Source organism: Flavobacterium ovatum, assembly GCF_040703125.1.
GTDB lineage: Bacteria > Bacteroidota > Bacteroidia > Flavobacteriales > Flavobacteriaceae > Flavobacterium > Flavobacterium ovatum.
This window is the reverse complement of record NZ_CP160035.1, coordinates 1753356-1779852: the sequence shown is the minus strand read 5'-3', so window position 1 is coordinate 1779852 and position 26497 is coordinate 1753356. Positions and strand designations below refer to the sequence as shown.

The window sequence follows — 26497 nt, the reverse complement described above, 5'->3', positions numbered from 1 at the left end:
ATATTTTTCAAACAAATAAAAACTTTTAAGCAATCATCAAACTTACTTCTTGATTATGCTCTAAAGCGATTTCATGTTCGAAAAACACCACTTTTCTATTAAAAACAGCTTTGATTAAATAGTAACTCCCTTTAAAATAAGATTCTTTCACAGTTACTTTCATCAGTCCATTTTCCACCAATTTAAGTTGGTGTGGATACAAAAGAACCTCCTCATCTTCGCCATCAATAGGTACTAAATTGGATAATTGCAATTCATTTACTTCCCCAAAAAGTGAAGCTACATATTTATTAATTGGTGTATTGTATAAATCTACTGAATTAGCCATTTCTACCATTTGACCATCATAAAGGACTATCGTTTCATCGGCAAATGAAAGCGCATCCGTACTATCATGAGTAGCCACGATACAAGTAACACCTTTAGCTTTTAAATAAGCAAATAGATTACGACGTAAAGCATTTTTCCTAAAATTATCGATGTGACTAAAAGGCTCGTCTAACAACAAAATTTCTGGTTCTAATGCCAATGCTCTTGCTAATGCTACTCGTTGTTGTTGTCCCCCACTCAAATATTTAGCTTTTACGTTAGCATAATCTGTCATTTCGACAATTTCTAACAACTCATTAATTCTAGCTTTTTTTAGATCTTGACGTACATTAGAAAGAAATTTACCCACATTTTCTGCCACAGTAACATAAGGCATTAAATCAAAATCTTGAGACAAGTATTTAATATAGGGCATACCCGGAACCAAATGAAATTTTGGCCCCAAAATCTCACTATCATTCCAAAAAATAGCACCTTGATCAAGGTCGAATAATCCATAAATTAATTTTAGAAGTGTACTTTTACCACATCCACTTTCACCAATTACCGCAATATTTCGCCCTTTATTTATGGTGAAATTTATATTTTTTAAAACAGGCTTATTGATATAAGCAAAAGAAATATTTTGAACTTGAAGCATTGTAATTATTATTTTTTGAGTTTGCAAAGATAGATTACTTTCATTAAAATACTTTGTTTTAACTTAATTTAAGCTTTGGATTAATGTATCCTTTTAACAATTATCACTAATTGTTAAATGAAAATTTTCACAAAAAAAAAGGATTCTCAACTTAATGAGAATCCTTTTCTATCTATAACAAGAAAGATATTTTTTTTTAATTCCCTCCTTCTTTTTGCGCATCTTGTAACATTTTTTCATTGGCAGTAATAGCAAACTCAACACGACGGTTTTTACTTCTACCTTCAACTGTTTCATTAGATGCAATTGGATCAGCTATTCCTAAACCAGTCACTTTAAACCTAGAAGAAGACAATCCTTTTGAAGCTAAATAGCTTTTTACAGATGCAGCTCTTTCTCCTGAAAGTTTCAAGTTATAATCTGCTGAACCTGTACTATCTGTATAACCAAAAATAGTAATATTAGTATCTGCATATTCTTGAAAAACAGGAATTAATTTATCTAAATTAGTTTTGGCTGCTGCAGTCAAAGAAGATTTATTAGTGTCAAAACGTACTGCATTTTCATTCAATACTAATTTTATTCCTTCTCCTACTCTTTCTACTTCAGCACCAGGAAGTGCTTGGTCAATTTGACGCGCTTGTTTGTCCATTTTATTACCAATAACTCCACCGGCAACTCCACCAACAACTCCACCAAGTACAGCACCCATTGCACCATTACCACCTTTACCTAAATTGTTCCCTAAAACACCACCTATAACTGCTCCAGCAACCGCTCCAATACCAGCACCTCTTTGAGTTTTATTCGTGTTTTTAATTGATTCACAACTTGTAAAAAACGTTCCAATTGACATCATTAATGCCAATGCTATTACTGAAAACTTTTTCATATCTTACTTTATTTTAATTAGTTTGTTTTTTGAAATTGATACACAACATCAGTTAATTTCCCTCCTACATTGATTTTATCAATCAATTGAAATGAAGATTCTGTTTGATTAGCTACAGTCAAAACATAACCATCTCTAACTTTTTTTGCTTTTTCACCTGCATTTAAGACTTTCAAAACAAACTGTCCTTCTTGGTTTACAAACCAAGTAATAGGTGAACTAAATGCCGCACAATTAGCACTAGTCAAATCCATTGTTCCTTTGTTATTATTCGAAACCAATTTCCAAGCACTTCCTTCAAAACATTTAGAATCTGCTAGTTGAAATGAATTTACTTTAATATATTCTGAACCCGGATAGCTTACAGAACTAATAACCCAATTTCCCTTCATGGCAACTTCAGCCCTTCTATCCAATTTACTATTTGTAACAGAACTTGTTTTACACGCAAACATCATTAATGACATTGCACCTAATAAAATAATTTTTTTCATCTAAATCACGCTTTATAGTTAAACTCAGACAAAGATACAATCATAGAAACTAATAATAGTTTCAAAATTTACTTTTTTTATTCCATAATTATCAGTACGCCATTTTGTCACTTTATATATAATTGGTATTTTATTTGAGAGAACTGAGGCAGATTGTAAAACCCAATTAATAAAATTTAAATATGACAACAGGAAAAATTAATGTTTCAGTAGAAAACATCTTCCCTTTAATCAAGAAGTTCCTATACAGTGATCACGAGATTTTCTTACGTGAATTAATTTCAAATGGGACTGATGCAACTTCAAAATTAAAACATCTTATAAGTATTGGTGAAACTAATACTGAATACGGCAATCCAATCATCGAAGTAAAAGTTGATAAAGAAGGCAAAAAACTGCATATTATCGACCAAGGTATTGGTATGACTGCTGACGAAGTAGAAAAATATATCAATCAATTGGCTTTTTCTGGAGCAGAAGAATTTCTAGAAAAATATAAAGATTCTGCTAAAGATTCTGGAATCATTGGTCATTTTGGACTTGGTTTTTACTCTGCTTTTATGGTGGCTTCTAAAGTTGAAATCATTACTAAATCATACAAAGACGAACCGGCTGCACACTGGATTTGCGATGGTAGTCCTGAATTCTCATTGGAACCAGCAGATAAAACGTCTCGCGGAACTGAAATCATCTTGCACATTGCTGAAGATTCATTAGAATTTTTAGAAGAGTTTAAAATCAATGAACTTTTAAACAAGTACAATAAGTTTATGCCTATTCCGATTAAATTTGGAACTAAAACAGAAACTTTACCAAAACCTGAAGATGCTCCTGAAGATTTTGTTGCAGAAACTATTGAACTTGACAACATTATCAACAACACCAATCCTGCTTGGACGATAGCTCCAACAGAATTAGCTGATGAGGATTATAAAAAATTCTACCATGAATTGTATCCAATGCAGTTCGAAGAACCATTATTTCACATTCACCTTAATGTAGATTATCCATTTAACCTTACTGGTATTTTGTATTTCCCTAAATTAGGTAATGATATGCAAATGCAAAAAGACAAAATTCAATTGTACCAAAACCAAGTTTACGTTACTGATAACGTAGAAGGAATTGTACCTGAATTTTTGACCATGTTAAAAGGAGCTATTGACTCTCCAGATATTCCTTTGAATGTTTCACGTTCTAGTTTGCAAGCTGACGGTGCGGTGAAAAAAATAGCAAACTATATTACTCGTAAAGTTGCCGACAAATTAAAATCTCTTTTCACAGAAGACCGTGCCGAATTTGAAAAGAAATGGAACGATATCAAAATTGTCCTTGAATACGGAATGCTTTCTGATGATAAATTCTACGAAAAATCAGGTGCTTTTGTATTGTATCCAACAGTAGACAATAAATTCTTTACACTTGAAGAGTTAAAAGAAGCAATCAAAGAAAAACAAACCGACAAAGACGGAAAAACCGTTGTATTGTACGCTGGAAACAAAGAACAACAACACGCTTATATTGAAATTGCTCAAGAAAAAGGATACGAAGTTTTATTACTTGACTCTCCTATTATCTCTCATTTAATTCAAAAAGTGGAAGGAGACAATCAAAACTTAACGTTTGTACGTGTAGATTCTGACCATATTGATAACTTAATCAAAAAAGATGAAACTACAATTTCAAAATTATCTGATGAAGAGCAAACAAGCTTAAAAACAGTTTTGGAAGCTATTGTACCCAAACAAAACTACACAGTTCAATTACAAGCTCTAGACAGCAAATCGGCTCCATTTATCATCACGCAACCAGAATTCATGCGTAGAATGAAAGAAATGAGTCAATCAGGTGGCGGCGGAATGTTCGGAATGGGAAATATGCCAGAAATGTACAATTTGGTAGTAAACACTAACTCGGAATTAGCTACTAACATTTTAAATAATACAGATAAAAATGCTCAAGAAGGTTTAGTAAAACAAGCTTTGGATTTGGCTAAATTGTCTCAAAATTTATTAAAAGGAGAGGCTTTAACTGCTTTTGTAAAAAGAAGTTTTGAGTTAATCAAATAAAAGTAAATTGACCATAGCATACCAATAATGAAACCTGTGAGTTTACCTAATTTTAGGGACTTGCAGGTTTTTTTTTTTGTAATCAAAAAGATGTCTATTTATAAACACCATAACACTAGACATAGTAACTGTTGTATTCTCATTTACTGTAACTTCACTTAAACGAATTGTTTTTTGACTATTTCTATTATTTACAGTTGGAGCATTGGTGGAGTAATTCGCTGGTTTTAAAAAAAAAGTCCTTCCCGATGGAGGTCACTGAAAAAGTATATTCAGAAAGTAATTACACCTTATTATTTGATGAATAAATTCATATGGAGCACATTTGATAAAAAAAATGAAATGATTCAAAATAAAAATGGTTTTCCTCGCAAAAAAAATAAATTAAAATTGATGCTATGATTGGTGTTTTAACAAACTAAAACTGCAATACTCAAAATGATTTAGTAAAAATAATTATCTTAAAAGTCGGGCAAATAAAATTTTAAACAGAAAAAAAACATTCTTCAGAAATGATTCGACTGCTATAGTAATTCACTCGTACAAACAAAAAAAAAGGAACTTCATGACGGAAGTTCCTTTTTTTTATTTAATTCAACAAAGCTGCTTTATTTTCAAAATCCTTATTTGATAGCAGGTCAGTTACATTTTGCAAAGTCGTAATAGCAATTTGGGTCAGCGCTTCATTGGTAAAAAAGGCTTGGTGCGCTGTCACCAAAACATTCGGAAAACTCATTAATCGCTGAATGTCATCGTCTTGAATAATATCTTCTGACAAGTCTTTGAAAAATAATTTTTCTTCTTGCTCATAGACATCAATTCCGAGATAGCCTATTTTAGAATTTTTTAAGGCGTCGATAACATCCGGTGTATTAATCAAAGCACCCCTACTGGTATTGATGACCATGATGTTTTTTTTCATTAACGAAAGTGATGCTGTATTAATAAGATGCTTCGTTTGTTCATTTAAAGGGCAATGAAGCGAAATCACATCTGCCGTTTTAAAAATTGTTTCTATAGAGTCGTATTGCACTCCCAATTTTTCTAAATCTTGGTCTTTAGCGATATCAAAAGCCAAGACTTTACAACCGAAACCTAAAATTATTTTGGCAAAAGCTTTTCCAATATTTCCAGTTCCGATAACGCCAACTGTTTTGCCGTGAAGATCGAAACCTAGCAATCCGTTGAGCGAAAAGTTTTGTTCGCGTACCCGATTATAAGCTTTATGTGTTTTTCTATTTAAAGTCAAAATCATTGCCATGGCGTGTTCTGCAACAGCTTCGGGAGAATAGGACGGCACACGACATACTCGTATTCCAGCTTTTTTGGCTGCAGCCAAATCTACATTATTGAAACCTGCACAACGTAAGGCAATTACCTTTACTTTTTTGCTGGATAATTCTTGAATCACTACTGCATTAACCACGTCATTAACAAAGACGCAGACTACTACACTGCCTTGAATCATTTGAACAGTTTGCTCATTCAATTGTGTTTCGATAAAATCTAATTGAAAGCCAAAATCAGCATTATACTTTTCGAAAAACACTTTATCATATGGCTGAGTTGAAAAAAAAGAAATTTTTGTCTGCTTCATATTTACTGTAAACATTAGATTAAAATCATGTCTAAATGTAGGTAATAATTAATTCACAAGGCCGACATTATTAATAAATAAACAGAACTAATATTTCTGATTATTGATCAAAAAATCAAATACAAACCCCTAGTTAAAGGGTAATTTACTAACAATAGAGGGTAATTTTCATTTAATTATGCACAATAATTAAGACTAACTTTATATGGTTAAAAATTAATCTATTTCAACGACAAAATAGTTTGATTTTTATTCCAAATAAACCTATCCAAATATGAAAAAAATTTTACATTCAAAAACGATACTCGTAGCCCTGCTATTAATTACGTCCTTATATGGTTTTTCGCAAAATTTCTATCCCGGAACGCTAAACCAAACAGCATGGGATGGATTAATTTCTCAAATTAGCAGTAGAAGAGCAACCCTTTCTAGTCAGGTTACACAATTACAAACCGCCAATTTAGAATCAAGATACGCACAAGGAACTATCGTTACAGCAGATGAATTTGTTGTCTATGCGACAAGAGATAGAGCTAATGCAACTGTATTGCAAGCAAAGTATATTGGAACTGGATACCTTGGGTTTCATAATAATTTTAAAGCACAATTACCAAAAGAAGGAATAACAGTAGCTGATTTTTCTATATTTGACCCTTTTCAAATACTGTATGACTGTGTGAAAATTTTAGACAATGCCATTACTGAGGCTAACAAACAAATAAACGGAACTATAATCCTTCCACAAGTACTTGCTTATTCTACAACGACATACCCCACGCTTGACACCAATTCTAGTTATTATAAAAAAGACGGAAAAGTAATTTTTCCAAGTACGATGTGGAGTATGCAATCTGAATCAGATTTAATGAAAACAATAGGCTACTTAGGGTCTAGTTTTTTGTCGCCACAAACCACTAATTCTCCTAACGCAGTTTTCACTTCTGGCCAACTTTCAAGTCAAGTAAACTTAGTTTCGACAAATGTATCTAACGGACAAACTCCAGTACAGGTTCAAATTACTCACAACCCACTGGCAGGATGGATGACCACAGCATCCAATGATCCAAACTCTCCGCACTACAAAATTGCAGATTACAAAAGAGCATTTGCAGCTTATGACATTGACTATCCAGTAATTGCAGACAACACTGCTAATAACTGGAATAAAAATATGCTACAATCCTACATACCAAGTATAAAATCAGCCGCAGGTTCTAGTCCGCTTATCTATGTATTATCTAATGAACCACATTGGGATTTAATATCAAATTCAGGGTCAGATGATGCCTCAAAGGGATTATCCCCTTATACAAGAACAGCATTTGCCGAGTATTTAACAACAGAATACGTCACCATTGCTAATTTAAACACAGTTTACAATGCTACCTACAGTACCTTTGACCAATTAAAAACCGTTCCTACGCAAACTTCTACAACCTCACCTTTGGCACTTTTCACAGAAAACCAAAGAAATTTACAAGGAACACCAATTTGGTATGATTGGTTAAGGTTCAATCAAAATAGAGCTACAAAATGGCATTCTAACTTGAAGCAATACACTTTAGAATCAGATCCAACAGCTAAAGTATCTATAAAAATAATCGGAAACGAGGTTGAAGCACCAGATAGAGATAGTGGTATTGATCTAGAAGCTTCCGGTGATTTAATGGACATCATCAGTTTTGACAGCCAAATAACACCTAATAAAACGCACGGAAGAAACGCACGTTTTTACAGAGATTGGTGGCTTGGACGTTATATTACGGAATGGAGAGAACAAGCAATAAATATTGACTTCTTTAAATCCTTATACCCTAACAAACCTATTTTTGACTCCGAATGGCATGGTGTTTCCAGTAATGCTTGGCATAATTTCACCCTTGACAAAGGTTTTGTTCATTCCGGTTTATGGCACGGATTTACTACTGGTTTAGGTGTGGTTAATGCTTGGTGGTGGTATCGGGAAGACGGAACTAACGGAAGCATCAAAGGAGATTTAGAAGGCAAAACCAATACAGTTGGAAACACAATGTCGTCCCCACAACACCAACCAATTGCTTTTGAAGATTTTGGTAAAGCCATGAAAGAAATAAATGCCCTTAGCGAAACTGTTGCGACATTATCACCTACTAAAAGGGATTTTTTAATCTACTATAGTAATGAAGCAGCTTTACAAGATTTTGATTATATCCAGCAAATGGCACAAATTTATGAGGCCTTGAAATTAATGAATGTAAAAGTCGGATTCACCACGCAAAACAAAATAAATAGTCTAAATTACACTCCAAAAGCAATTATAATTCCGCCTACTTTATTCATCAAAACTAGTAGTATTACTGCATTGAATACTTTCAAAAGTAATAATAGCACTGTTGGCATTCTTGAAATTAAACGTACTGGAACTACTAATTTTATAAAAGATGAGAAAGGAACTTCAAACACTTCAAGAAGCACTAGTTTTGCAACAAAATCCTTTACTTATGATGGTTCGTTTACTTATCTTGGAACGAATACAACTCCGGATGCTGGACAAATTACAACCAATTCCGGTAATGCAAACACAATCCTAAACACATTAATAACTAGTTTAAGAACTAATTTAACGATTCCTACTCCTGTAATTGATTTTAAAATTCAAGTAGTAGGAAGCACAACAGAGTCTTTTGGGGTTTTAGCATCACAAGGAAATACTCCTGATGGAAAAGCAGTTGTTTCCCTTATAAATATGAGTTTAATTGACCAGCAAATTAAACTCCCTACTTCGGGTGTTGCATACAGCAATATGATTGACGGAACCACTGTAAGTGAGACAATTGTAATGAAACCTTATGATGTGCTGCTAGTAAAATCCGGAGTTACATTAGCAACAAAAACCTTTACTGAAGTCATAAATAAGCCTTATAAAATCTATCCAAACCCAACAAAAGACGTGGTAACTATAGAAAACATAATTGCAGGTGAATACACAATATATAATACGTTAGGGCAAAAAGTAAAGAGTGCAACAACAAACAATATTTCAATCACAATTCCTCTGGGCGACTTGAATTCTGGTGTGTATTTTATTTCTATTCCAAATACTGAAAACAAGAAGGTTTTCGAGAAAATAATTATTTCTAAATAATTATAAACTCAATATATTTTTAAAACAAAAAAAGGAACTTCGTGACGAAGTTCCTTTTTTTGTTTAAGTAATTTGTTTGAATTTTATTTTTTAGGATGATTTCCTGTCGGTAAATAACACAACCAACTAAAGCCTATTAAAAACAAAATCAATGATGCGTACAGCAACCAAATTTGAATACTTACAATCTCTTATCCAAAACAAAAGTGTTGACAGGTGAGCTATTGAGACGCATTTCGACAATATGATTATTGGAATGATAATCAATTTACAGCCACCCAATTTGAGGGCGAAATCTACGACTGGGGTGAAACAAAAAACCTAGAATTGATTCCGATTTATAACCAAAACCAAAGAAGGCTTACAACTTTTGATACGTCAAAATACAGGTATTGTTCGAAATGACATTGATCTAAAATTGACACAGGAGGAACTGGAAGTCACGGAAGCTCAAATAAAAAAAGCGACCGAAACCTACCCATTAAATACTAATTTGTGGGAGTTGGATACTCATATTATTATTATTATTATTATTGGAATATAATAGTAATACAATCCATTGCTCGCAATAACAACAAAGGTAAATTTGTAAAAATTGAGAAAGTGATTATTTAAAGTTTGCTCTTTTTTTCGAACAAAATTAAAAGGATTATCTTTAATTTTTTAGCATTTCAAACTAAAAAGAATTCTTTTTCTAAATTAAGAACCCAAAAGTCCTAAGAAGCTTTTACCTTTGCATTGTGAAAATATTATACATCATACTATCTATCTTCATTTTGGCAATTTCTAGTCAAGGATGTTGCGGTGAAGATAATTGTGAAGATGAAGTTTCGCAAACTCAAAACGGCAAAAATCATCACAATGACAGCTGTGAAGGTAGCTGTTGTCCATTCTTTAGCTGTGGCAGTTGTGTTGGTTTTACTTTCCCAAGTTATACCTTTTCGGTTCCCGATAACAGTTTTGTATTTATAGAAACCAATTTAGTTTCTACCTACATTCCAGAGCTTCAATCTCAATTCAAACACGCCATTTGGCAACCCCCAAAAATCAGTTAACACTTTTTGTGCTTTCGCACTATTTATTTTCTGGAGGTGATTATTGCCTTCACTACTTATTTACAAGACATTAACTAAACATTCGATAATGAAAAATTTTATCTTGCTGTTGGTTGCTTTAGGCAACTTTACAGTTTTATTTGCGCAGAATAACTTCAAAGCTATTCTAAAAAATAGTGAAACCAATCAAATCCTAATTGGTGTAACAGCCGTTATTCAAAACACCAACCTAGGTGGAATCACAGATGGAAATGGAAACATCGAAATCAAAAATATTCCTGACGGGCAACAAACCATTCTATTTACATTTGTTGGTTATGAACCCAAGACGAAACAACTAACTTTTCCTTTGAATTCCGACGCTATCGTAGCCGTATTTCTCGAAAGTGAAGGCGAAGAATTAGACGACGTCGTTATTACAAGTACGCGTAGTAGTCGCACCATTTCCAATATTCCTACCCGAGTAGAAACGATTGCAGGCGAAGAATTAGACGAAAAAGGCAATATGAAACCTGGCGACATTAGAATGTTGCTTAACGAAAGTACAGGAATTCAAACCCAACAAACTTCGGCAACGAGTTACAACTCCTCGATTCGAATACAAGGATTAGATGGTAAATACACGCAAATTATTCGAGACGGTTTCCCTTTGTATTCTGGGTTTTCTGGCGGTTTAAGCTTGATGCAAATTGCCCCTTTAGATTTAAAACAAGTCGAAGTGATCAAAGGTGCATCGTCAACGCTTTATGGTGGAGGAGCGATTGCAGGATTAGTAAATTTAGTTTCGAAAACGCCACAGGAAGAAAGGGAATTAAACTTTATCCTGAACGGGACTTCAGCATTGGGATTGGATGTCAGCGGTTTTTATTCGCAGAAATTTAACAAAGTAGGTACGACCGTATTTGCTTCTTATAACCACGGAACGGCATATGATCCAGCTGACATTGGATTAACAGCAATACCAAAGTTTAACCGCTTTACGATCAACCCCAAATTGTATTTGTATTTCAATGAAAAGACAACTTTACATTTAGGTTTTAACAATGTCATAGAAAACCGAATTGGTGGTGATATAGAATATATTAAAGGAAATGGAGACGCAAACCATTCGTATTTTGAAGAGAACAAAACCAACCGATTTAGTACCCAATTGGGTTTTGATCGAATAATTGATGAGCAAACTAAATTCACGTTCAAAAATAGTTTTAGTTTCTATGACCGTAATATTACCGTTCCCAATTATGAATTTTCAGGTAAACAGTTCTCCTCATTTGTTGAAGCCAATTATAACGTAAACACTGATAAAACGGAATGGATTGGTGGACTAAATCTTTGGACTGACCAATTTACACAAGAGAAAATAGCCTCGACAAATGCAGTGGATTACAAACATACTACTATTGGAGCTTTTGTTCAAAACACTTGGAACCCTAAAGAAAATATCGCTCTAGAAACAGGATTACGTTTGGATTACCAAAATGAATATGGGGTTTTTCTATTGCCTCGAATATCAGCTTTGTACACCATTAGCCCAAAACTGAGTGCTCGAATTGGTGGAGGATTAGGATACAAAACACCAACCGTATTTACCGAAGATGCAGAAAGGATTCAGTTTCAAAATGTATTACCCATTGCAACCAACACCACCGAAGCGGAAAAATCAATTGGAGGGAATTTTGATTTAAACTACAAAACGCATCTTACCGACCAATTGTCATTAAGTATCAACAGTTTGTTTTTCTATACCAAGGTCAACAAGCCTTTAGTTTTAGTACAAAATAGTGATAACAATTATGAATTTCAACAACCAGACGGAAATATTGACACCAAAGGAATTGAAACTAATATCAAACTATCTTACCAAGATTTTAAACTTTTTATCGGATACACTTTAGCAGACGTAAATGAACATTACAATGGCAATACCACTACTTTTCCATTGGTTGCCAAACACCGTCTCAACAATGTTTTGATGTATGAAATTGAAGATAAACTGAAAATTGGTTTGGAAGCGTATTATTTTAGTCCACAAAAACTTAACGATGGATCAACTGGTAAGCAGTATTGGCTAGGCGGATTTATGATTGAAAAACTTTGGGAACATTTCTCCATTTTTATCAATTTCGAAAATATAACTGATACTCGCCAAACTAAGTTTGACAACATTTATTCAGGAACCATTACTAATCCCACTTTCAGGGACATTTATGCTCCTGTGGATGGTTTTGTAGTGAATGGTGGTTTGAAGATTAAATTGTAATTCCACTTTTAAACTAACAAAAAAGGAAGTACAATCACGGAGGGCACTGAAAAAGTCATTTACAAAAAATCAGCATAAAAAAGGAGCAGTAAAATTTTATTTACTGCTTCTTTTTGGTTATATTTAACTGTAATTATAAGGCTTTTTAGATGTTAGTTCAGCAACAACAAATTCAGTTCAGCGAGCATTCCTCGTTATATGATTTAATCATTCCTAAAGATAATCTTCTTCGAAAAATCAATGAATTAATTGATTTTTCATTTATCACCGATGAACTTATACATACCTATTGTGTAAATAATGGTCGTATGGCAGAAAGTCCTATTCGTATGTTCAAATATCTACTTTTGAAAACGATTTATACGGTCTCGGATGTTGATGTTGTTGATCGCTCTCGTTTTGACATGTCCTTTAAATATTTTTTGGATATGACACCCGAAGCCGATGTTATCAACCCAAGTTCATTGACAAAATTTAGAAAACTCCGCTTAAAAGACACCGATTTATTGAATTTATTGATTAACAAAACGGTAGCCTTAGCCATTGAAAAAGGTGTTATTCGTTCTAAATCTATAATAGTTGATGCCACACATACTTTATCAAGGTCAAATCCATTTTTAGCTATAGACGTACTGAGAGAACATTCCAAACAACTTCGTAAAGTGGTTTATTCATTTGATGAACAATGGAAAGAACGTATGCCAGAGAAGAACAACGAGAATGATTTAGAAAAGGAGTTGGCTTATAGCAAAGAGTTAGAGAAAAGACTAGAAGAAGATCCTTCGGTGAGTTTGATACCGGCCGTAAAAGAAAAACTCAACTTGCTAAAAGAAACCATCGAAGATACACAAGAAAATTTAATTTTATCAAAAGATACCGATGCCAAAACTGGGCATAAATCTGCCGAGAGTTCTTTCTTTGGCTACAAGACTCATTTAGCTATGACCGAAGAGCGCATCATAACAGCAGCCGTAGTAACATCGGGAGAAAAAGGAGATGGACCGGAGTTGCCAAAACTCTTAGAAATTAGTCAAGAAAATGGAATTGAGGTAGATACTATTATTGGCGATGGTGCCTATTCGGGGAAAGAAAATCTTAAAATCACAAGTGAGCAAAATATTAAAGTAGTGGCCAGACTAAACCCATCCATAACACAAGGATTTAGAAAAGACGAGGATAAATTTGATTACAATAAAGATGCCGATAGGTTTGTATGTCCTGCGGGTCATATGGCAATACGAAAAGCACGAGGTGGAACCAAAGATATCGGGGAAAATCAAGTCGACACTTACTATTTTGATGTTGAAAAATGTAAATCATGTCCTTTAACAGAAGGCTGTTATAAAGAGGGAGCAAAAACAAAAACATATTCGGTATCCATAAAATCAGATTTACATCAAGAGCAAATATCCTTTCAAGAAACAGACTATTACAAAGAAAAAGCAAAGCACCGATACAAAATAGAAGCGAAGAATAGTGAGTTAAAAAATGCACATGGTTTTGACAGAGCGATATCTTATGGCATAAACAATATGCAAATGCAAGGAGCAATGGCTATTTTTACAGTAAATTTAAAAAGAATCATAAAACTAATGTAGGAAATGCGTTCTACTTGCGTATTGTCTAAAATACACTCATTTTAAGCCAAAAAATAGACTCCTAAAATCTAAAATAAAAACAGTTGTAAAATTTAAAACGCTTATAACGGATGTTTGAAATCCTGTTATAAGCGTTTTTTTAATCTTTGAAAAATAACACAAATCGAAATAAGCGAGGTTTTTCAGTGCCCTCCAATCACGTGCTTCCTTTTTTGTTTTAGCCAGTGCACAACAACTGATTTCAGGTCAGACACGAATTGCACTAATTGTTCATCGTTCTTTTGGTATTCGAGTAATTAAATCATGTCCTGATTTGTGTAAATTCGTGAAATTCGTGTGACTTGATTTTATCCCCCAATTTTAATCATACTTCTATTTTTCGAAAACAAATCTGGGTTTTGAAATTTGGCATCATCATCCATCCCACCACGCATGGCATGTTTGGATTTTATGTTTTGAGCAATCAAAGGTTCTATAGAATCTCCTGCTCTCAAGGTTTCGAGCAGCGAAGTTTCAGTATTCGAAAACAAACAATTTTTTAATTTTCCGTCTGCCGTTAACCTGATGCGGTTGCACGTACTACAAAAAGGATTCGTTACCGAACTAATCACCGAAAAACTTCCTTTATAACCCGAAATTTTATGATTTTTGGCTGTGTCGTTGGGTTTATCAACCAACCTTTCGACCTTGGTTATTCCATATTTATCATTGGTTTGATTCATGATTTCGGCATAAGAAACCAATTTGTCTTTATTCCATTTATTCCCATCAAAAGGCATGAATTCGATAAACCGAATCATGATATTTCGGTCTTTGGTTAATTCGATAAAATCTAAAATTTCGTTATCGTTAAATCCTTTCATGACCACGACATTCAGTCTCAATTTAAAATTTTGTTCATCTAGCAAATTTAGATTCTTCCAAAACTGGTCGAAATAATTCCGACGCGTGATCAGGTTAAACTTCTCTTTTACCAAACTATCAATACTCACATTCAGTCCCGTAATTCCAGCCTCTTTGAAGGTACCAATAAAATCGTGAACTAGAATTCCGTTAGTGGTTATAGTCAATTCAACACCCAATTTCCCCAAACGAGCAATAACATCTTTGGCATCTTTCCTAACCAATGGCTCGCCACCTGTCAACCTAATTTTGGTTACACCCAAATTGACAAACGTTTGTGCAATGGTCACAATCTCGTCTGCCGTCATCAAGTGTGGTTTTGGCGTCAACGAAATCCCTTCAGCAGGCATACAATACGTACACCTCAAATTACAATGTTCTGTAATTGAAATGCGCAAGTAGTTGTGCTCGCGACCGTGCGTGTCCTGCATGAATTTGTTAGGCACCATGATTGAATCCGTTAAGTATCTTAAATAAATGTAAAATCGAAGGAAACACAGCGTCCATAGACTCACTCGCTCCAGCGGTTGAACCTGGCAACGCCATAATCAACGTATTGCCTTTAAAACCAACCACCGAGCGTGATAACATCGCATAAGGCGTACGGTCCTGACCATAGGCACGAATCGCTTCTTCAATCCCTGGAATACGACGGTCTAGCATCGGAATCACCGCTTCGGGAGTGACATCACGGTTGGACAATCCTGTACCGCCAGTCAATATAATTAAGTCAATCTTGCTTTCGCATAAATCGGTTATTGTCGCTTGAATATCCAAAATTTCATCTGGAATCACTGTATATTTAGCCACTCTTAAACCTAGGCTTTTTACTTTTTCTGAAATTACTTTTCCAGCTCTATCCTCTTTTTTACCGCTCGAAACGCTATCCGAACATACAATTACCGAAACTCCTAAATCAGGTACATCGTTTTTTCCAAAATCCGACTTCCCTCCTTTTTTGTGCAACAATTTAATGCTCGAAATCTCCACCTGTTTGTCAATCGGTTTCAACATATCATACATCGTCAAAGCCACAATCGAAGCGCCGTGCATGGCTTCCACCTCAACACCTGTTCTGTAAATTGCCTTCACGGTTACTTTTATCAAAATAGAATCTTCCATAAATTCATATTCAATTCCCGTAAACTCAATCGGCATAGGGTGACAATCCGGAATCGAATTCGACGTGTTTTTCACCGCAAAAAGTCCCGCAGTTCGTGCTACTTCAAGGACATCGCCCTTGGGAACGGATTTATTTAGAATCGCTTCCATCGTGGCTTTTACGCCAACTTTCACAACCGCCTGAGCCGTAGCCGTGCGTTGGGTTATAATTTTATGTGTAATGTCTACCATTTTTGTTGCTTTTAGCTATTGGCTCTTGGCTTTTAGTGTAGTTGTAAAAATAATTCTTTCTATTCTATTTTCGATACTCTAATATCTTTCCTCTAACCTCTTTATTCTAGTCTCTGTATTCTTTCTTAACGGATAACTTCTAACCTCTTTTTTAACCTCTAACCTTTACCCCCTAACCTCCTTACTTGTTTTCCTTCCAACTATAACTCTCATCTTCAAAAACTTCTTTCCCGAAAATAGCGACACTCCTTTTAATTTCTTCCACCAAAAATTCCAAAGCTTCATAAACCACTTTTCGTCTTGGAGCCGAAACAAAAACGAACAAACAGATTTCGCCCGCTTTTACAGTCCCCAAACTGTGGTAAATGTGCATGCAAGTCAAGTCATATTTGGCGAAAGCCGTTTCTCTTATTTCGTAAAAAGATTGCTCCGCCATTTCTTCATAAGCGGTGTACTCAATCGCTGCAACAGTTTTACCATCAATAACATCGGCACGAACTTGTCCTAAAAAAATGTTGTGTGCGCCTATTGACGTTTTGGTTTGATGTTTCGCTATCGAATTCCCTATAAAGTCCGATGTGATTTGACCTTGAATGAAGGAGCTTTTCTTTGGTTTGTCTGCTGCCATAATTTTTTATTCTTTATTTTTTTCTAACGACTGAATCCCTTTTTCCAAATGAAAAACCGATTCAAATCCTTGTTTTTTTAAATAATTCAAGCCTAATAAGCTTCTTTGTCCCGAGTTGCAAAACAACACAATTTCTATATTATTGTCAATACTTTGACTGTATGTTTCTAAATTTTCTAGCGGTACTTGAATAACGTTATTTTCTATAAATGTGAGTTTTTCATTCAGTTTACGAACGTCTATTACCATTACTTTTTCTTGATTTATTTTCTCAAAAAAAGCTACTGCATTTAGTCCTTCCACAATTTGTTTTTGGTTAAAAAGCAAACTTCCGTTGATGACGCTTTTTTCAATAGCCTTTGGGTTTTTAGCGAAAGTGATAATCTGCGTTTGAAAATTCAAAGCATCATAAATCATCAGTTTTCCTGACAAAACTTCGCCAACTCCTAAAATCATTTTTAGTACTTCGGTTGCTTGAAAAGCACCTAATGTATTTGGTAAAACTCCCAAAACACCCATTGTTTCACAATTTGGCGTTTGCTCAAAACCTTCTTTTCCGGGAAACAAACAGCGGTAACTCGGACCATTTTGATAATTAAAAACCGAAACTTGTCCTTCAAATCGATAAATTGATGCGTAGACAACCGGGATTTTTTTATAGACCGCCACGTCATTAATCAAGTAACGTACTGCAATCGTATCGGTACAATCCACTATGATTTGGTAATCACTTACAATCTCGAATGCATTCTTTCGATTAAAAAATTGATTGTAAACAGTAACAGTAACATCCGGATTCATTTGAGTAATCACTTGCGCGGCGGTTTCCGCTTTGCTTTTACCACAATGACTTAAATTATACAACAATTGACGGTGTAAATTAGTCTCTTCGATAATATCACCATCAACAATTCCAATAAAACCAACACCTGCCGCAGCCAAATTTTGTAAAACCGGACATCCCAAACCACCCGCACCAATCACCAAGACACGAGCCTCAGCTAATTTTTGCTGCCCTATTTCCCCTATTTCAGGAAGGATGATTTGACGATTGTATCTCATTTATTTTTAATTTGGCATTGCCTTTTGAAATTGGATCTTTGATTTTTGCTAACCTCCCGCAAACGGTGGTAAAAACGCAATTACATCTTGTTCTTTTAGGTTGGTTTCAACTCCCACCAAAGCTTGATTGACTGCAACAGAATAGGATGTTTTTCTTAAATCAGGATAATTATTTTCCATGATTGATTTCAAAGAAGCAACTGAAATCAGAGTTTCCTCCAATTGTAATTGTTCTTCTTTCTTTTTCGTTATATCAGCAATCAAACCAAAATATTTTGTATTTATAATCATGATTGTATATTTTTATATTCTTCGGGAGTATTAATATTTTGAACTTGTTTGCTCCATTTTTCAGGAACAACAAGCGTTTGATGCATCATATCTTCTACCACCTCTCTTAATTTTAATTGTTTTGCAGCCATATGCTCTCCAAAAACTCTTTTGCAAGAGCGATCATAAACAGCAATCAAAGGACTGGCTTTATCCCCAACTTGCACTTGTGTCATCATATAACCATCTTCATGTTTATCGGCCAACCATTGTAGCAAATCAGTAGAGACTAAAGGTGCATCGACGCTCAAAACAAAATTAAATTTGGTTTTAGAATGTTTCAAAGCGGTATAAATTCCACCCACTGGTCCTTTATCATCAATTAAATCTTCAATTCTAGCATGACCTAAAACATCATAATCTACATTAGCAGAAACAATGACGATATTTTCTCCAACAATAGGTTTTAAAGCATCACAAATATGATTTACAAATGTTTTTCCGTTAAGCATGAGTAAACCTTTATCTGTACCCATTCGTTGGCTTTTACCACCTGCTAAAATGTATGCCGTATAATTGTTTTCCATCTTTTTATATTATAAGTGTGGATACTGTAACTAAATCGCTTTGTTTTTTCCACTTCTAACCTCTAACCTCTCATTTCAAACTTATGCCGTGACATATAATTTATAAATCGCTATTGCCAAAACAGTTGCTAATACATTTTTCAATACTACCGAGTTGAATTTTTTACTACCGTAATATGCTCCAAAAAAACCACCGACAAATACAATTCCGACAAGTGGTAAAGATGATTCTGGTAAAACTCCCCCTTTGGACAAGAAACCTGTTATTCCAGAAATGGAATTCACCAAAATAAACAAAGCCGAAACCGCTGCTGTTTGTTTCATCGTTCCCCAACCCATCAGGATAATCACGGGACTCAATATGATTCCGCCGCCAATTCCGATTAATCCTGATAAAAATCCGATTACAGCTCCAACGATTAAGGCGGCATATAAATTTAGATTTTTGATTTCTGTTTTTTCTTTTCCTAAAAGTCCTAGCAATCGCATGACTGCAAAAATCAAAACGGTTGCCAAAATAATTTTATAATAATAGCCTGAAACCGTCAAATAACCACCTAAAAACGAAAAGGGTATCGACGTTATCGCAAAAGGATAAAACAAATTCCATTTAAACTTTTTTTCCCTAAAATAAAAATAAAATGAAACACCGGACACCAAGATATTCAAGACCAAAGCAGTTGGTTTCATAAACGTTTCTGGAAATGCAAAAGCACTCATCAAAGCCAAATAACCACTGGCACCACCGTGACCAACGCTAGCATATAAAAAAGCCACTATAGGCAACAACACTAGCAACAAAGGCATGTCTAATAAATCTACCATAACTATAAATCGTATTTTTTAAATTCGGTATCCAAAAATTCCCAGCAATTGGCATTGATACTTTCAAAGGCATCAATTAGAGATTGTCCATAAGGGGTTAAAACTGTTCCACCACCTTTATTGCCACCGACTTGGGTTGCTATCAAAGGATGTTTTGCAGATTTATTCGAAACATCGACCAATTTCCACGCTTTTTGATAGGACAATTCCATGGCTTTGGCTGCTTTATTGAGAGAACCTGTTTCGGCAATTAGCTTCAACAATTTGACACGTCCTTCACTGATCAGAATTCCTTCATCAGTCTCAATCCAAATTTTACTTTTTATTTTCAAAGTGGGCGTTTTTACCGTTATACTTTTGCAAATATAACGAAATGGATTTTTATAAAAAAGATGAAAAGCAATTACCTTTTGATTTAAAATCATAAAAAAACGGGCTAAAGCCCGTTCCTATTGATTCCTAACCTAAAAAAAGATTATAACCTTAAATCACATACACCTCAACAGCAGTACCTTTCGCCAATTTATATCCACCATCTTCTACATACATCAATCCGTTTGATACAGAAAAAGTGTTGAGCATAGAAGAATTTTGATGCGTTAAAACGGTGACTTCATCTCCTACGATATGCGCCTTTAAAAATTGATTTCGAGCATTGCTTACTGTGAAATTATGGCTGAGTTTTTTGGAGATTGTTTGTCCGTAATCAGAATTGCATCCTGAAATGTTTTGTAAAGTTGGCAACACATAAATGTAAAAACAAGTGAGTGAAGCACCAGGATTTCCTGGTAAAGCAAAAATCATTTTATCATTTAATTTCCCAGCAAAAAGTGGTTTCCCGGGTTTTTGTTTGACTTTATAAAAAAGCGTCTCTACCTGTAAAGCTTCTAGTGCTTTTGCCACAAAATCATAATCGCCAACTGAGATACCGCCAGAAATAAGGATAACATCATTCTCTGCCAATACTTCTGCTATTTTGTTCTTGGTGTTTTCAAAATCATCATTGACATAATATATCTTAGTGTTTTCATAGAAAGCTTCTTGTAATGCAATTTCTAACATAATTGAATTGCTTTCGTAAATTTTACCATAATCTAAAGGCAATCCAGGCTGCACCAATTCGTTCCCCGTTACCAAAATTCCGATTTTGGATTTTTTATATACGTTTACTTCTGTGAATCCTAGTCCTGCCAAAAAACCAATACAGGCAGCATTGAGTAGCGTTCCTTTTTCGAGCGCTAAATCTCCTTTTAGATTTTGCTCTCCAATAGGACGAATATTCATTTGGAGCTTGGGATGTTCCTGCAATTGTAAAACAGTTCCTGAAACGATTACTTTTTCTATTTGCATTACCGCAGTTGCCGAATCTGGAACGGGAGCACCTGTGAAAATCTTTATAGCTTGACCCCCTTTTAATTCCACTTGTTGCGCATCACCAGCTTTGATTTCGCCAATAATTTCATAATCTAATCCGTCATGAAGTCCGAGAGCAAAACCATCCATCGCCGATTGTCGGAATGGAGGCATACTGATGGGCGCTACTAAATCTTCGGCTAGAATGTGCCTTTTAGCTTTCGCTAATGGTAGCATTTCCTTTTTGGGTTGAGGGAGGTTATTTTTTAGAATTGAAAAAGCTTCTTGTATGGTAACCATGATAATATTTATTTATTCGCTTTCAAAAATACAATTATTAAAAGTTTTTATCATCATTTAAGAGTTCTACACATCAAATCTTGATTTGCACAACAATATTAAGCAGGTATAAAACGTTTTTCACCTTTTTTTTAAACCTTTAGAAAACCAGTTCAAAATAGACAATTATTCTTTTTTTACATAAAGAATAATTTTTTTAAATTAACAACAGATATTAACTATAAATTAAGTTAAAAATCAGCAATTATATTCATAAAAGCTGCTTAAAAAAAAATTTCTCTTTTTATATTTCAATTCAAAATATTTATATATTTACATCCTATTTTAGAAGGATTTATACCACTCTGTAAATCTTTTAAGATACAATCTAACTCAAGAAAAAGCTTAAAGAATGAAAAAATTATTTATCGCAGCTTTATTAGTTGCTAGTTTAACTGGATTTGCACAAAAGAAAACAAGTGCTGACAAAAGTTTGGAAAAAATGACTACTGAATTGTCATTGACTGCAGATCAACAAGCTAAATTAAAACCAATTTTGGAAGAACAAGATGCGCTTAAAAAAGACAGCAAAGACAATCCAGACAATGCTGATGCAAACAAAGAAAAAGGAAAAGAAATTGGAAAAAAAATGAATGCTATTTTAACTGCTGAGCAAAAGCAATTAAGAAAAGAATTGCAAGAAAAAGCAAAAGCAGCGAAAGAAGCTGGACAATAATCCATTAACTCTCCTCATTTAAAGAAAATCCCGTTATATAACGGGATTTTTTTTGATTGAAACTAAAAGTAACTTTACAAAAACACACCCCAAATGTTAATTTTTAATTAATCATTAAACCTTTTTAGATTTTAATAATCTTATCTCTATCAAATAACTTAAAAAAATTGAAATGAAAAAATTAATTATCATTGCTTTATTAGCAATTGGATTCACAAGTTTTGCACAAGAAGGAAAAAAGAAAAAAGGTGGTGGAGAAGCTAGCACTGAAATGAGATTAAAAAAAATGACTGAAGAGTTATCTCTAAATGCAGATCAACAAAAACAATTGACTCCTGTTCTTGAAGAGCAAGCTTCAATCATGAAGGCTATGAAAGAAGATCCTGAAACCAAAGAAGAGAACAAAGGTAAAATGAAAGAAAACGGAAAAAAAATTAAAGGAATTTTAACTCCTGAGCAATTCGAAAAATGGCAAGCAAACATGCCTAAAGGCAAAGGAAAAGGTCAAGGAGAAGGAAAAAAGAAAAAACAAGGTGGTGAGTCTGAAGAATAATCAATTCTCATTTACTCACTAATGAAAAAAAAACTTCCGATAAAATCGGAAGTTTTTTTGTTTTAAACTTTAATTAAAAGGTTTTAGACACTCTATTAATCGCTTGAATAGTAAAATCCAAGTCTTTATAAGTCAATGCATCAGTAATAAACCAAGTTTCATAAGCTGATGGCGCAATGTATATCCCTTCTTGCAACAAACCGTGAAAGAACTTCTTAAAAGTCTCATTATCCCCATTTGCAGCGGTTTTGAGATCAACTACGGGAGAAGCATCAAAATGTACAGAGATCATAGAACCAATAGTATTGATAGTAAAGACTACATTATTCGCTTTCAAAACTTTATCAATTCCAGCTGCTAGATAAGCCGTTTTATCAGCTAGACGCTGAAAAATTTCGGTATCTTCATTCAATGTTTGTAACATAGCTAATCCTGCTGCCATTGCCAACGGATTACCAGACAAGGTACCTGCTTGATAAACTGGCCCAAGTGGTGCTAAATAATTCATGATTTCAGCACGAGCAGCAAAAGCACCAACTGGCAAACCGCCACCAATTACTTTCCCAAAACAAACAATATCCGCATTGATATTGAATAATTCTTGAACACCACCTTTCGCCAACCTGAAACCTGTCATTACTTCATCAAAAATAAGTAAGATTCCGTTTTCGGTACACAAAGTTCTTAGACATTCCAAAAATCCTTTAACAGGCGGAATACAACCCATATTTCCCGCAACTGGCTCTACGATTATCGCTGCTATTTCGTTTTTATTGGCTTCGATTAGAGTCTTTACATTTTCTAAGTCATTGTAATTAGCAAGCAGAGTGTCTTTGGCTGTACCCGCAGTAACTCCTGGACTATTTGGCGAACCAAAAGTAATGGCTCCACTCCCCGCTTGAATTAAAAACGAATCCGAATGTCCGTGATAACAACCTGCAAATTTGATGATTTTATCTCTTTTCGTAAATCCACGAGCCAGACGAATAGCGCTCATGCAAGCTTCTGTACCTGAATTAACAAAACGAATTTTATCAATATTCGGCACCATTGCAACTGCCAAAGCTGCAATTTTAGTTTCTAATTCTGTTGGCATTCCGAAAGAAGTTCCCAATTTGGCCTTTTCGATTACCGCTTGAACAACGGGCTCAAAAGCATGACCCAAAATCATTGGTCCCCATGAATTGATATAATCAATCAAACGGTTTCCGTCTTCATCGTATAAATAAGCCCCTTTGGCGCTTTTTACAAAAATAGGAGTTCCGCCTACGGCTTTAAATGCTCTTACTGGAGAGTTCACCCCTCCTGGAATTACTTTTTCTGCATCAGCAAAAAGCTGACTACTTCTTTGATATAACATTATTGAAAAGTTATTTTAGTTTATTCTTAATTGTTGTCCGATCGAAATGGTATTGTCTGGCAGACTATTTTTTCTAATTAAATCATCAATCGAAACATTGTATCTTTTGGAAATAGAATACAAAGTATCCCCTTTTTCTACTTCATGAGTTGAACCATTTCTTGTACTTCTAGTTGATGATGCTACATAGTTTTTTCCTAAAACTTGGGCGTCATACTGATCCAAATTATAAGTTTCGATATACAAAATTAGTTTATTAGGATATCTTGGGTCGGTGGCATAACCTGCAGCGCGAAGTCCTTTGGCCCAAGCCTCATAATCATCTTTTTTCAAATTAAACAAACTAGCGTATCTACTACCACTTGTTAAAAACGTGGCATGATCCTCATAAGAATCTGCAGAATTTCTATATTTTCTAAAACACTCTTGACTTTTGTCATCATCATGATATATTTTCTCTCCCAACCAAGTGTTATGGCACTTGATACCGAAATGATTGTTGGCGTTTTCTGAAAGCTCACTTCTACCTGCCCCAGACTCCAAGATTCCTTGTGCCAAAATGATACTCGCAGGAATACCGTACCGCTTCATATTATTCATAGCAACGCCTTTATATTGCTCTACATAGGAATTAACTACTTCGTTTCTGGAAGCTGTATTGGAACTTGTGTTGGTTTTTCTAACTCTATTGGAGTTTGAAGTCGAAGTCGTCGATTTGGACGAATGACAACTTACAAACGCGGCAAAAGTAAAAAGTAAAATGATTTTCTTAATCATGAATTTCTATTAAAGGTAATTTTTTGTTTTTCAATTTTGTATTCATTCCAGCAACACCTTGCAAACCGCCTGTATGAATAAGCAATATTTTGGCATTTTCTGGAAAATAGTCTTTTTGGATTAAATCTATTATTCCAAAAACCATTTTCCCAGTATAAATTGGATCTAATGGAATCTGAGTTGTTTGATAAAAATCATTTATAAAACGGACTAATTCACTGTTTATTTTGCCATAACCACCAAAATGATAATCGAGAATTAATTCCCAGTTTTGATTTTTTACAAAAGTACGAATTTCATCTTGTAAAAAATCGCCTTTTAAGGCCGGAAAACCCAAAACTTTTTGATGTGGCAAAGCGCTATTGATTAATCCAGATATGGTTCCGCCTGTACCTACTGCGCAACAAATGTAGACGAATTCAGCATCTTCATCGGTTAGAATTTCTTGACAACCTTGAATCGCTAAATCGTTGGTTCCTCCTTCGGGAATTAGGTAAAAGTTCCCCCTTTTTTGTTTTAGGTTCGAAATAAAATCTTGATTTTCTTTGAGCCTATAGTTTTCCCTAGAAACGAATTCAAACTGCATTCCGCATTCTTGAGCGAATTTTAAAGTGGGATTTTCTTGAATTTTACTTGCTAATTCTTCGCCTCGAATGACTCCAATGGTTTTGAAACCTTGCTCTTTTCCTGAAAAAGCAACCGCCGCAATGTGATTGGAATAGGCGCCGCCAAATGTTAATAAGGTAGCTGCATTTTCATCTTTGGCTTGAAGTAGGTTGTATTTTAGTTTTCGGAATTTATTTCCAGAAACAAAAGGATGAATCAAATCTTCGCGTTTTATAGAAACGGAAATATTTTTTGGAAACGCTATTTTTAAGGACTGATTCAACTGGGAAAGTTTTTTTTTTGCAAAGGTATCATCAAAACGCAAAAGACAAAAGCTTTATTGCTCTTTTAAACTGGGTTTGCAAATTATTCTGAAAATATTGTGGTTTAATCGAAATTTGATTGTGGTTTATTTGCGTAAAGGATTGAAGCGGCATCCTTTTTTAGCTGGCTTTTTCTGCCAGCTAAAAAAGATATAGCAGAAAGCCTGACCCGTAGTTTTCACGGAGGGGTGCGCCCAAAAAAAACAACTACCTCTTTAATCGCATATAGTTTAGAAAAACGAATGATTTTCTTTGATTCAAATATTTCAGATTGGCTTCATTGGCGTAGGCTTCTCTTTCAAAACTTATATTTCTATAGGCCAAATAGGAATTTTTATATTGAATGATTCGAATGAGATATTCTAATAGGTACCAGATATAAAAAGGAAAAATCAAAAGTTCTAACTGTTGGCGAATGTGAATTTTTTCATGGTTTACAAAAACTGGATTTAATTTATCCTTTGCATATTTTATAAATACAAACGGATACAGGGTTATTCCCCGAAAACCCTTTGGCGTTAAATATTTTGTAACAACAAAAAACATTAATTATAAAAGTTATAAATTTGTAAAGAAGACCTCTAAATTGAGAACAAAAAGACCACTATGATTGACCAAAGTAATGAAAATAAATTGATTGAAGGAGAAGATTTTTATTATACTCCTGAAGGTTATAAATGTTTTACAGAAAAACACCACCTCAAAAGAGGCTATTGCTGTAAAAGTGGTTGCAGACATTGTCCTTATGGATTTGATAAAAAAACAGGAACCATCAAAAAGAAAAAATAGCGAGAACTAACTCTCCCTAAAACCAAGCTGAATC

The 26497-nt window shown here is 34.4% G+C and carries 24 protein-coding genes; 8 read left to right on the top strand and 16 right to left on the bottom strand.

The genetic code is table 11. The annotated features are described in order from the left end of the window. Positions 1–25: 25 nt before the first annotated feature. The 3 genes from ABZP37_RS07630 to ABZP37_RS07620 form a co-directional block, all read right to left on the bottom strand. Complete coding sequence (locus ABZP37_RS07630; RefSeq protein ID WP_366186992.1) at positions 26–970, bottom strand: ABC transporter ATP-binding protein; 945 nt, start codon at positions 968–970, stop codon at positions 26–28. A 196-nt stretch (positions 971–1166) separates the two neighbouring features. Further along, entirely contained in the window at positions 1167–1862 is a 696-nt protein-coding gene (locus ABZP37_RS07625; RefSeq protein ID WP_366186990.1) for an OmpA family protein, read from the bottom strand. Between the two features lie 17 nt (positions 1863–1879). Then, complete coding sequence (locus tag ABZP37_RS07620; RefSeq protein ID WP_366186989.1) at positions 1880–2356, bottom strand: hypothetical protein; 477 nt, start codon at positions 2354–2356, stop codon at positions 1880–1882. Positions 2357–2538: 182 nt separating this feature from the next. Here ABZP37_RS07620 and htpG point away from each other — a divergent pair, with 182 nt between their 5' ends. Next, positions 2539–4425: a molecular chaperone HtpG gene (gene htpG / locus ABZP37_RS07615; protein WP_366186987.1), complete on the top strand. Its 1887-nt coding sequence runs from the start codon at positions 2539–2541 to the stop codon at positions 4423–4425. Between the two features lie 589 nt (positions 4426–5014). Here the strand turns inward: htpG and ABZP37_RS07610 are convergent. Next, positions 5015–6022, bottom strand: coding sequence for a 2-hydroxyacid dehydrogenase (locus ABZP37_RS07610; protein WP_366186985.1), 1008 nt, complete (start codon positions 6020–6022; stop codon positions 5015–5017). 274 nt (positions 6023–6296) lie between these two features. On the opposite strand from ABZP37_RS07610, the gene ABZP37_RS07605 reads away from it, so the two are divergent. The 4 genes from ABZP37_RS07605 to ABZP37_RS07590 all read left to right on the top strand — a co-directional run bounded on the left by ABZP37_RS07605 (position 6297) and on the right by ABZP37_RS07590 (position 14059). Further along, on the top strand, positions 6297–9146 hold the full coding sequence (locus ABZP37_RS07605; protein ID WP_366186983.1) for a T9SS type A sorting domain-containing protein: 2850 nt from the start codon (positions 6297–6299) through the stop codon (positions 9144–9146). 740 nt (positions 9147–9886) lie between these two features. After that, positions 9887–10201, top strand: coding sequence for a hypothetical protein (locus ABZP37_RS07600; protein ID WP_366186982.1), 315 nt, complete (start codon positions 9887–9889; stop codon positions 10199–10201). A gap of 88 nt (positions 10202–10289) precedes the next feature. Continuing rightward, positions 10290–12461: a TonB-dependent receptor gene (locus ABZP37_RS07595; protein ID WP_366186980.1), complete on the top strand. Its 2172-nt coding sequence runs from the start codon at positions 10290–10292 to the stop codon at positions 12459–12461. A 149-nt stretch (positions 12462–12610) separates the two neighbouring features. Then, positions 12611–14059 (top strand): IS1182 family transposase, encoded by a 1449-nt coding sequence (locus ABZP37_RS07590; protein ID WP_366183768.1) that lies wholly within the window; start codon positions 12611–12613, stop codon positions 14057–14059. 347 nt (positions 14060–14406) lie between these two features. On the opposite strand, the gene moaA is transcribed toward ABZP37_RS07590, so the two are convergent. From moaA to ABZP37_RS07545, 9 genes are all read right to left on the bottom strand, one after another. Then, positions 14407–15411, bottom strand: a complete 1005-nt coding sequence (gene moaA, locus ABZP37_RS07585; protein ID WP_366186979.1) for a GTP 3',8-cyclase MoaA — start codon at positions 15409–15411, stop codon at positions 14407–14409. Beyond that, positions 15401–16315 carry a bifunctional molybdenum cofactor biosynthesis protein MoaC/MoaB gene (gene moaCB, locus ABZP37_RS07580; protein WP_366186977.1) on the bottom strand — a complete coding sequence of 305 codons (915 nt, stop codon included), beginning with the start codon at positions 16313–16315 and terminating at the stop codon, positions 15401–15403. Before moaCB ends, moaA begins: the two co-directional genes overlap by 11 nt. Positions 16316–16496: 181 nt before the next feature. Next, entirely contained in the window at positions 16497–16943 is a 447-nt protein-coding gene (locus ABZP37_RS07575; RefSeq protein ID WP_366186975.1) for a molybdenum cofactor biosynthesis protein MoaE, read from the bottom strand. A 6-nt stretch (positions 16944–16949) separates the two neighbouring features. Beyond that, on the bottom strand, positions 16950–18005 hold the full coding sequence (locus ABZP37_RS07570; RefSeq protein ID WP_366186973.1) for a HesA/MoeB/ThiF family protein: 1056 nt from the start codon (positions 18003–18005) through the stop codon (positions 16950–16952). A 48-nt stretch (positions 18006–18053) separates the two neighbouring features. Then, positions 18054–18296: a MoaD/ThiS family protein gene (locus tag ABZP37_RS07565; RefSeq protein ID WP_366186972.1), complete on the bottom strand. Its 243-nt coding sequence runs from the start codon at positions 18294–18296 to the stop codon at positions 18054–18056. After that, positions 18293–18862: a molybdenum cofactor guanylyltransferase gene (locus tag ABZP37_RS07560; RefSeq protein WP_366186970.1), complete on the bottom strand. Its 570-nt coding sequence runs from the start codon at positions 18860–18862 to the stop codon at positions 18293–18295. The genes ABZP37_RS07565 and ABZP37_RS07560 overlap by 4 nt, the downstream gene beginning before the upstream one ends. Positions 18863–18943: 81 nt before the next feature. Continuing rightward, on the bottom strand, positions 18944–19687 hold the full coding sequence (locus ABZP37_RS07555) for a sulfite exporter TauE/SafE family protein (RefSeq protein WP_366186968.1): 744 nt from the start codon (positions 19685–19687) through the stop codon (positions 18944–18946). 2 nt (positions 19688–19689) lie between these two features. Continuing rightward, positions 19690–20019, bottom strand: coding sequence for a winged helix-turn-helix domain-containing protein (locus tag ABZP37_RS07550; protein ID WP_366186967.1), 330 nt, complete (start codon positions 20017–20019; stop codon positions 19690–19692). A 151-nt stretch (positions 20020–20170) separates the two neighbouring features. After that, on the bottom strand, positions 20171–21340 hold the full coding sequence (locus tag ABZP37_RS07545; RefSeq protein WP_366186965.1) for a molybdopterin molybdotransferase MoeA: 1170 nt from the start codon (positions 21338–21340) through the stop codon (positions 20171–20173). Between the two features lie 391 nt (positions 21341–21731). Here ABZP37_RS07545 and ABZP37_RS07540 point away from each other — a divergent pair, with 391 nt between their 5' ends. Further along, positions 21732–22055 carry a hypothetical protein gene (locus ABZP37_RS07540; RefSeq protein ID WP_366186963.1) on the top strand — a complete coding sequence of 108 codons (324 nt, stop codon included), beginning with the start codon at positions 21732–21734 and terminating at the stop codon, positions 22053–22055. A gap of 172 nt (positions 22056–22227) precedes the next feature. Next, positions 22228–22608 carry a hypothetical protein gene (locus ABZP37_RS07535; protein ID WP_366186961.1) on the top strand — a complete coding sequence of 127 codons (381 nt, stop codon included), beginning with the start codon at positions 22228–22230 and terminating at the stop codon, positions 22606–22608. A gap of 73 nt (positions 22609–22681) precedes the next feature. Here the strand turns inward: ABZP37_RS07535 and hemL are convergent, their stop codons facing one another. Genes hemL through ABZP37_RS07520 form a run of 3 tightly spaced genes read right to left on the bottom strand, consistent with a single transcriptional unit; the run spans position 22682 to position 25634 of the window. Next, positions 22682–23968 carry a glutamate-1-semialdehyde 2,1-aminomutase gene (hemL, locus tag ABZP37_RS07530; protein WP_366186960.1) on the bottom strand — a complete coding sequence of 429 codons (1287 nt, stop codon included), beginning with the start codon at positions 23966–23968 and terminating at the stop codon, positions 22682–22684. A gap of 15 nt (positions 23969–23983) precedes the next feature. Continuing rightward, on the bottom strand, positions 23984–24745 hold the full coding sequence (locus tag ABZP37_RS07525; RefSeq protein WP_366186958.1) for a glucosaminidase domain-containing protein: 762 nt from the start codon (positions 24743–24745) through the stop codon (positions 23984–23986). Next, positions 24738–25634 carry a pyridoxal-phosphate dependent enzyme gene (locus tag ABZP37_RS07520; protein ID WP_366186956.1) on the bottom strand — a complete coding sequence of 299 codons (897 nt, stop codon included), beginning with the start codon at positions 25632–25634 and terminating at the stop codon, positions 24738–24740. Before ABZP37_RS07520 ends, ABZP37_RS07525 begins: the two co-directional genes overlap by 8 nt. A 646-nt stretch (positions 25635–26280) precedes the next feature. On the opposite strand from ABZP37_RS07520, the gene ABZP37_RS07515 reads away from it, so the two are divergent. Beyond that, positions 26281–26463 (top strand): DUF5522 domain-containing protein, encoded by a 183-nt coding sequence (locus ABZP37_RS07515; RefSeq protein ID WP_366186954.1) that lies wholly within the window; start codon positions 26281–26283, stop codon positions 26461–26463. The last annotated feature ends 34 nt before the right edge of the window (positions 26464–26497 follow it).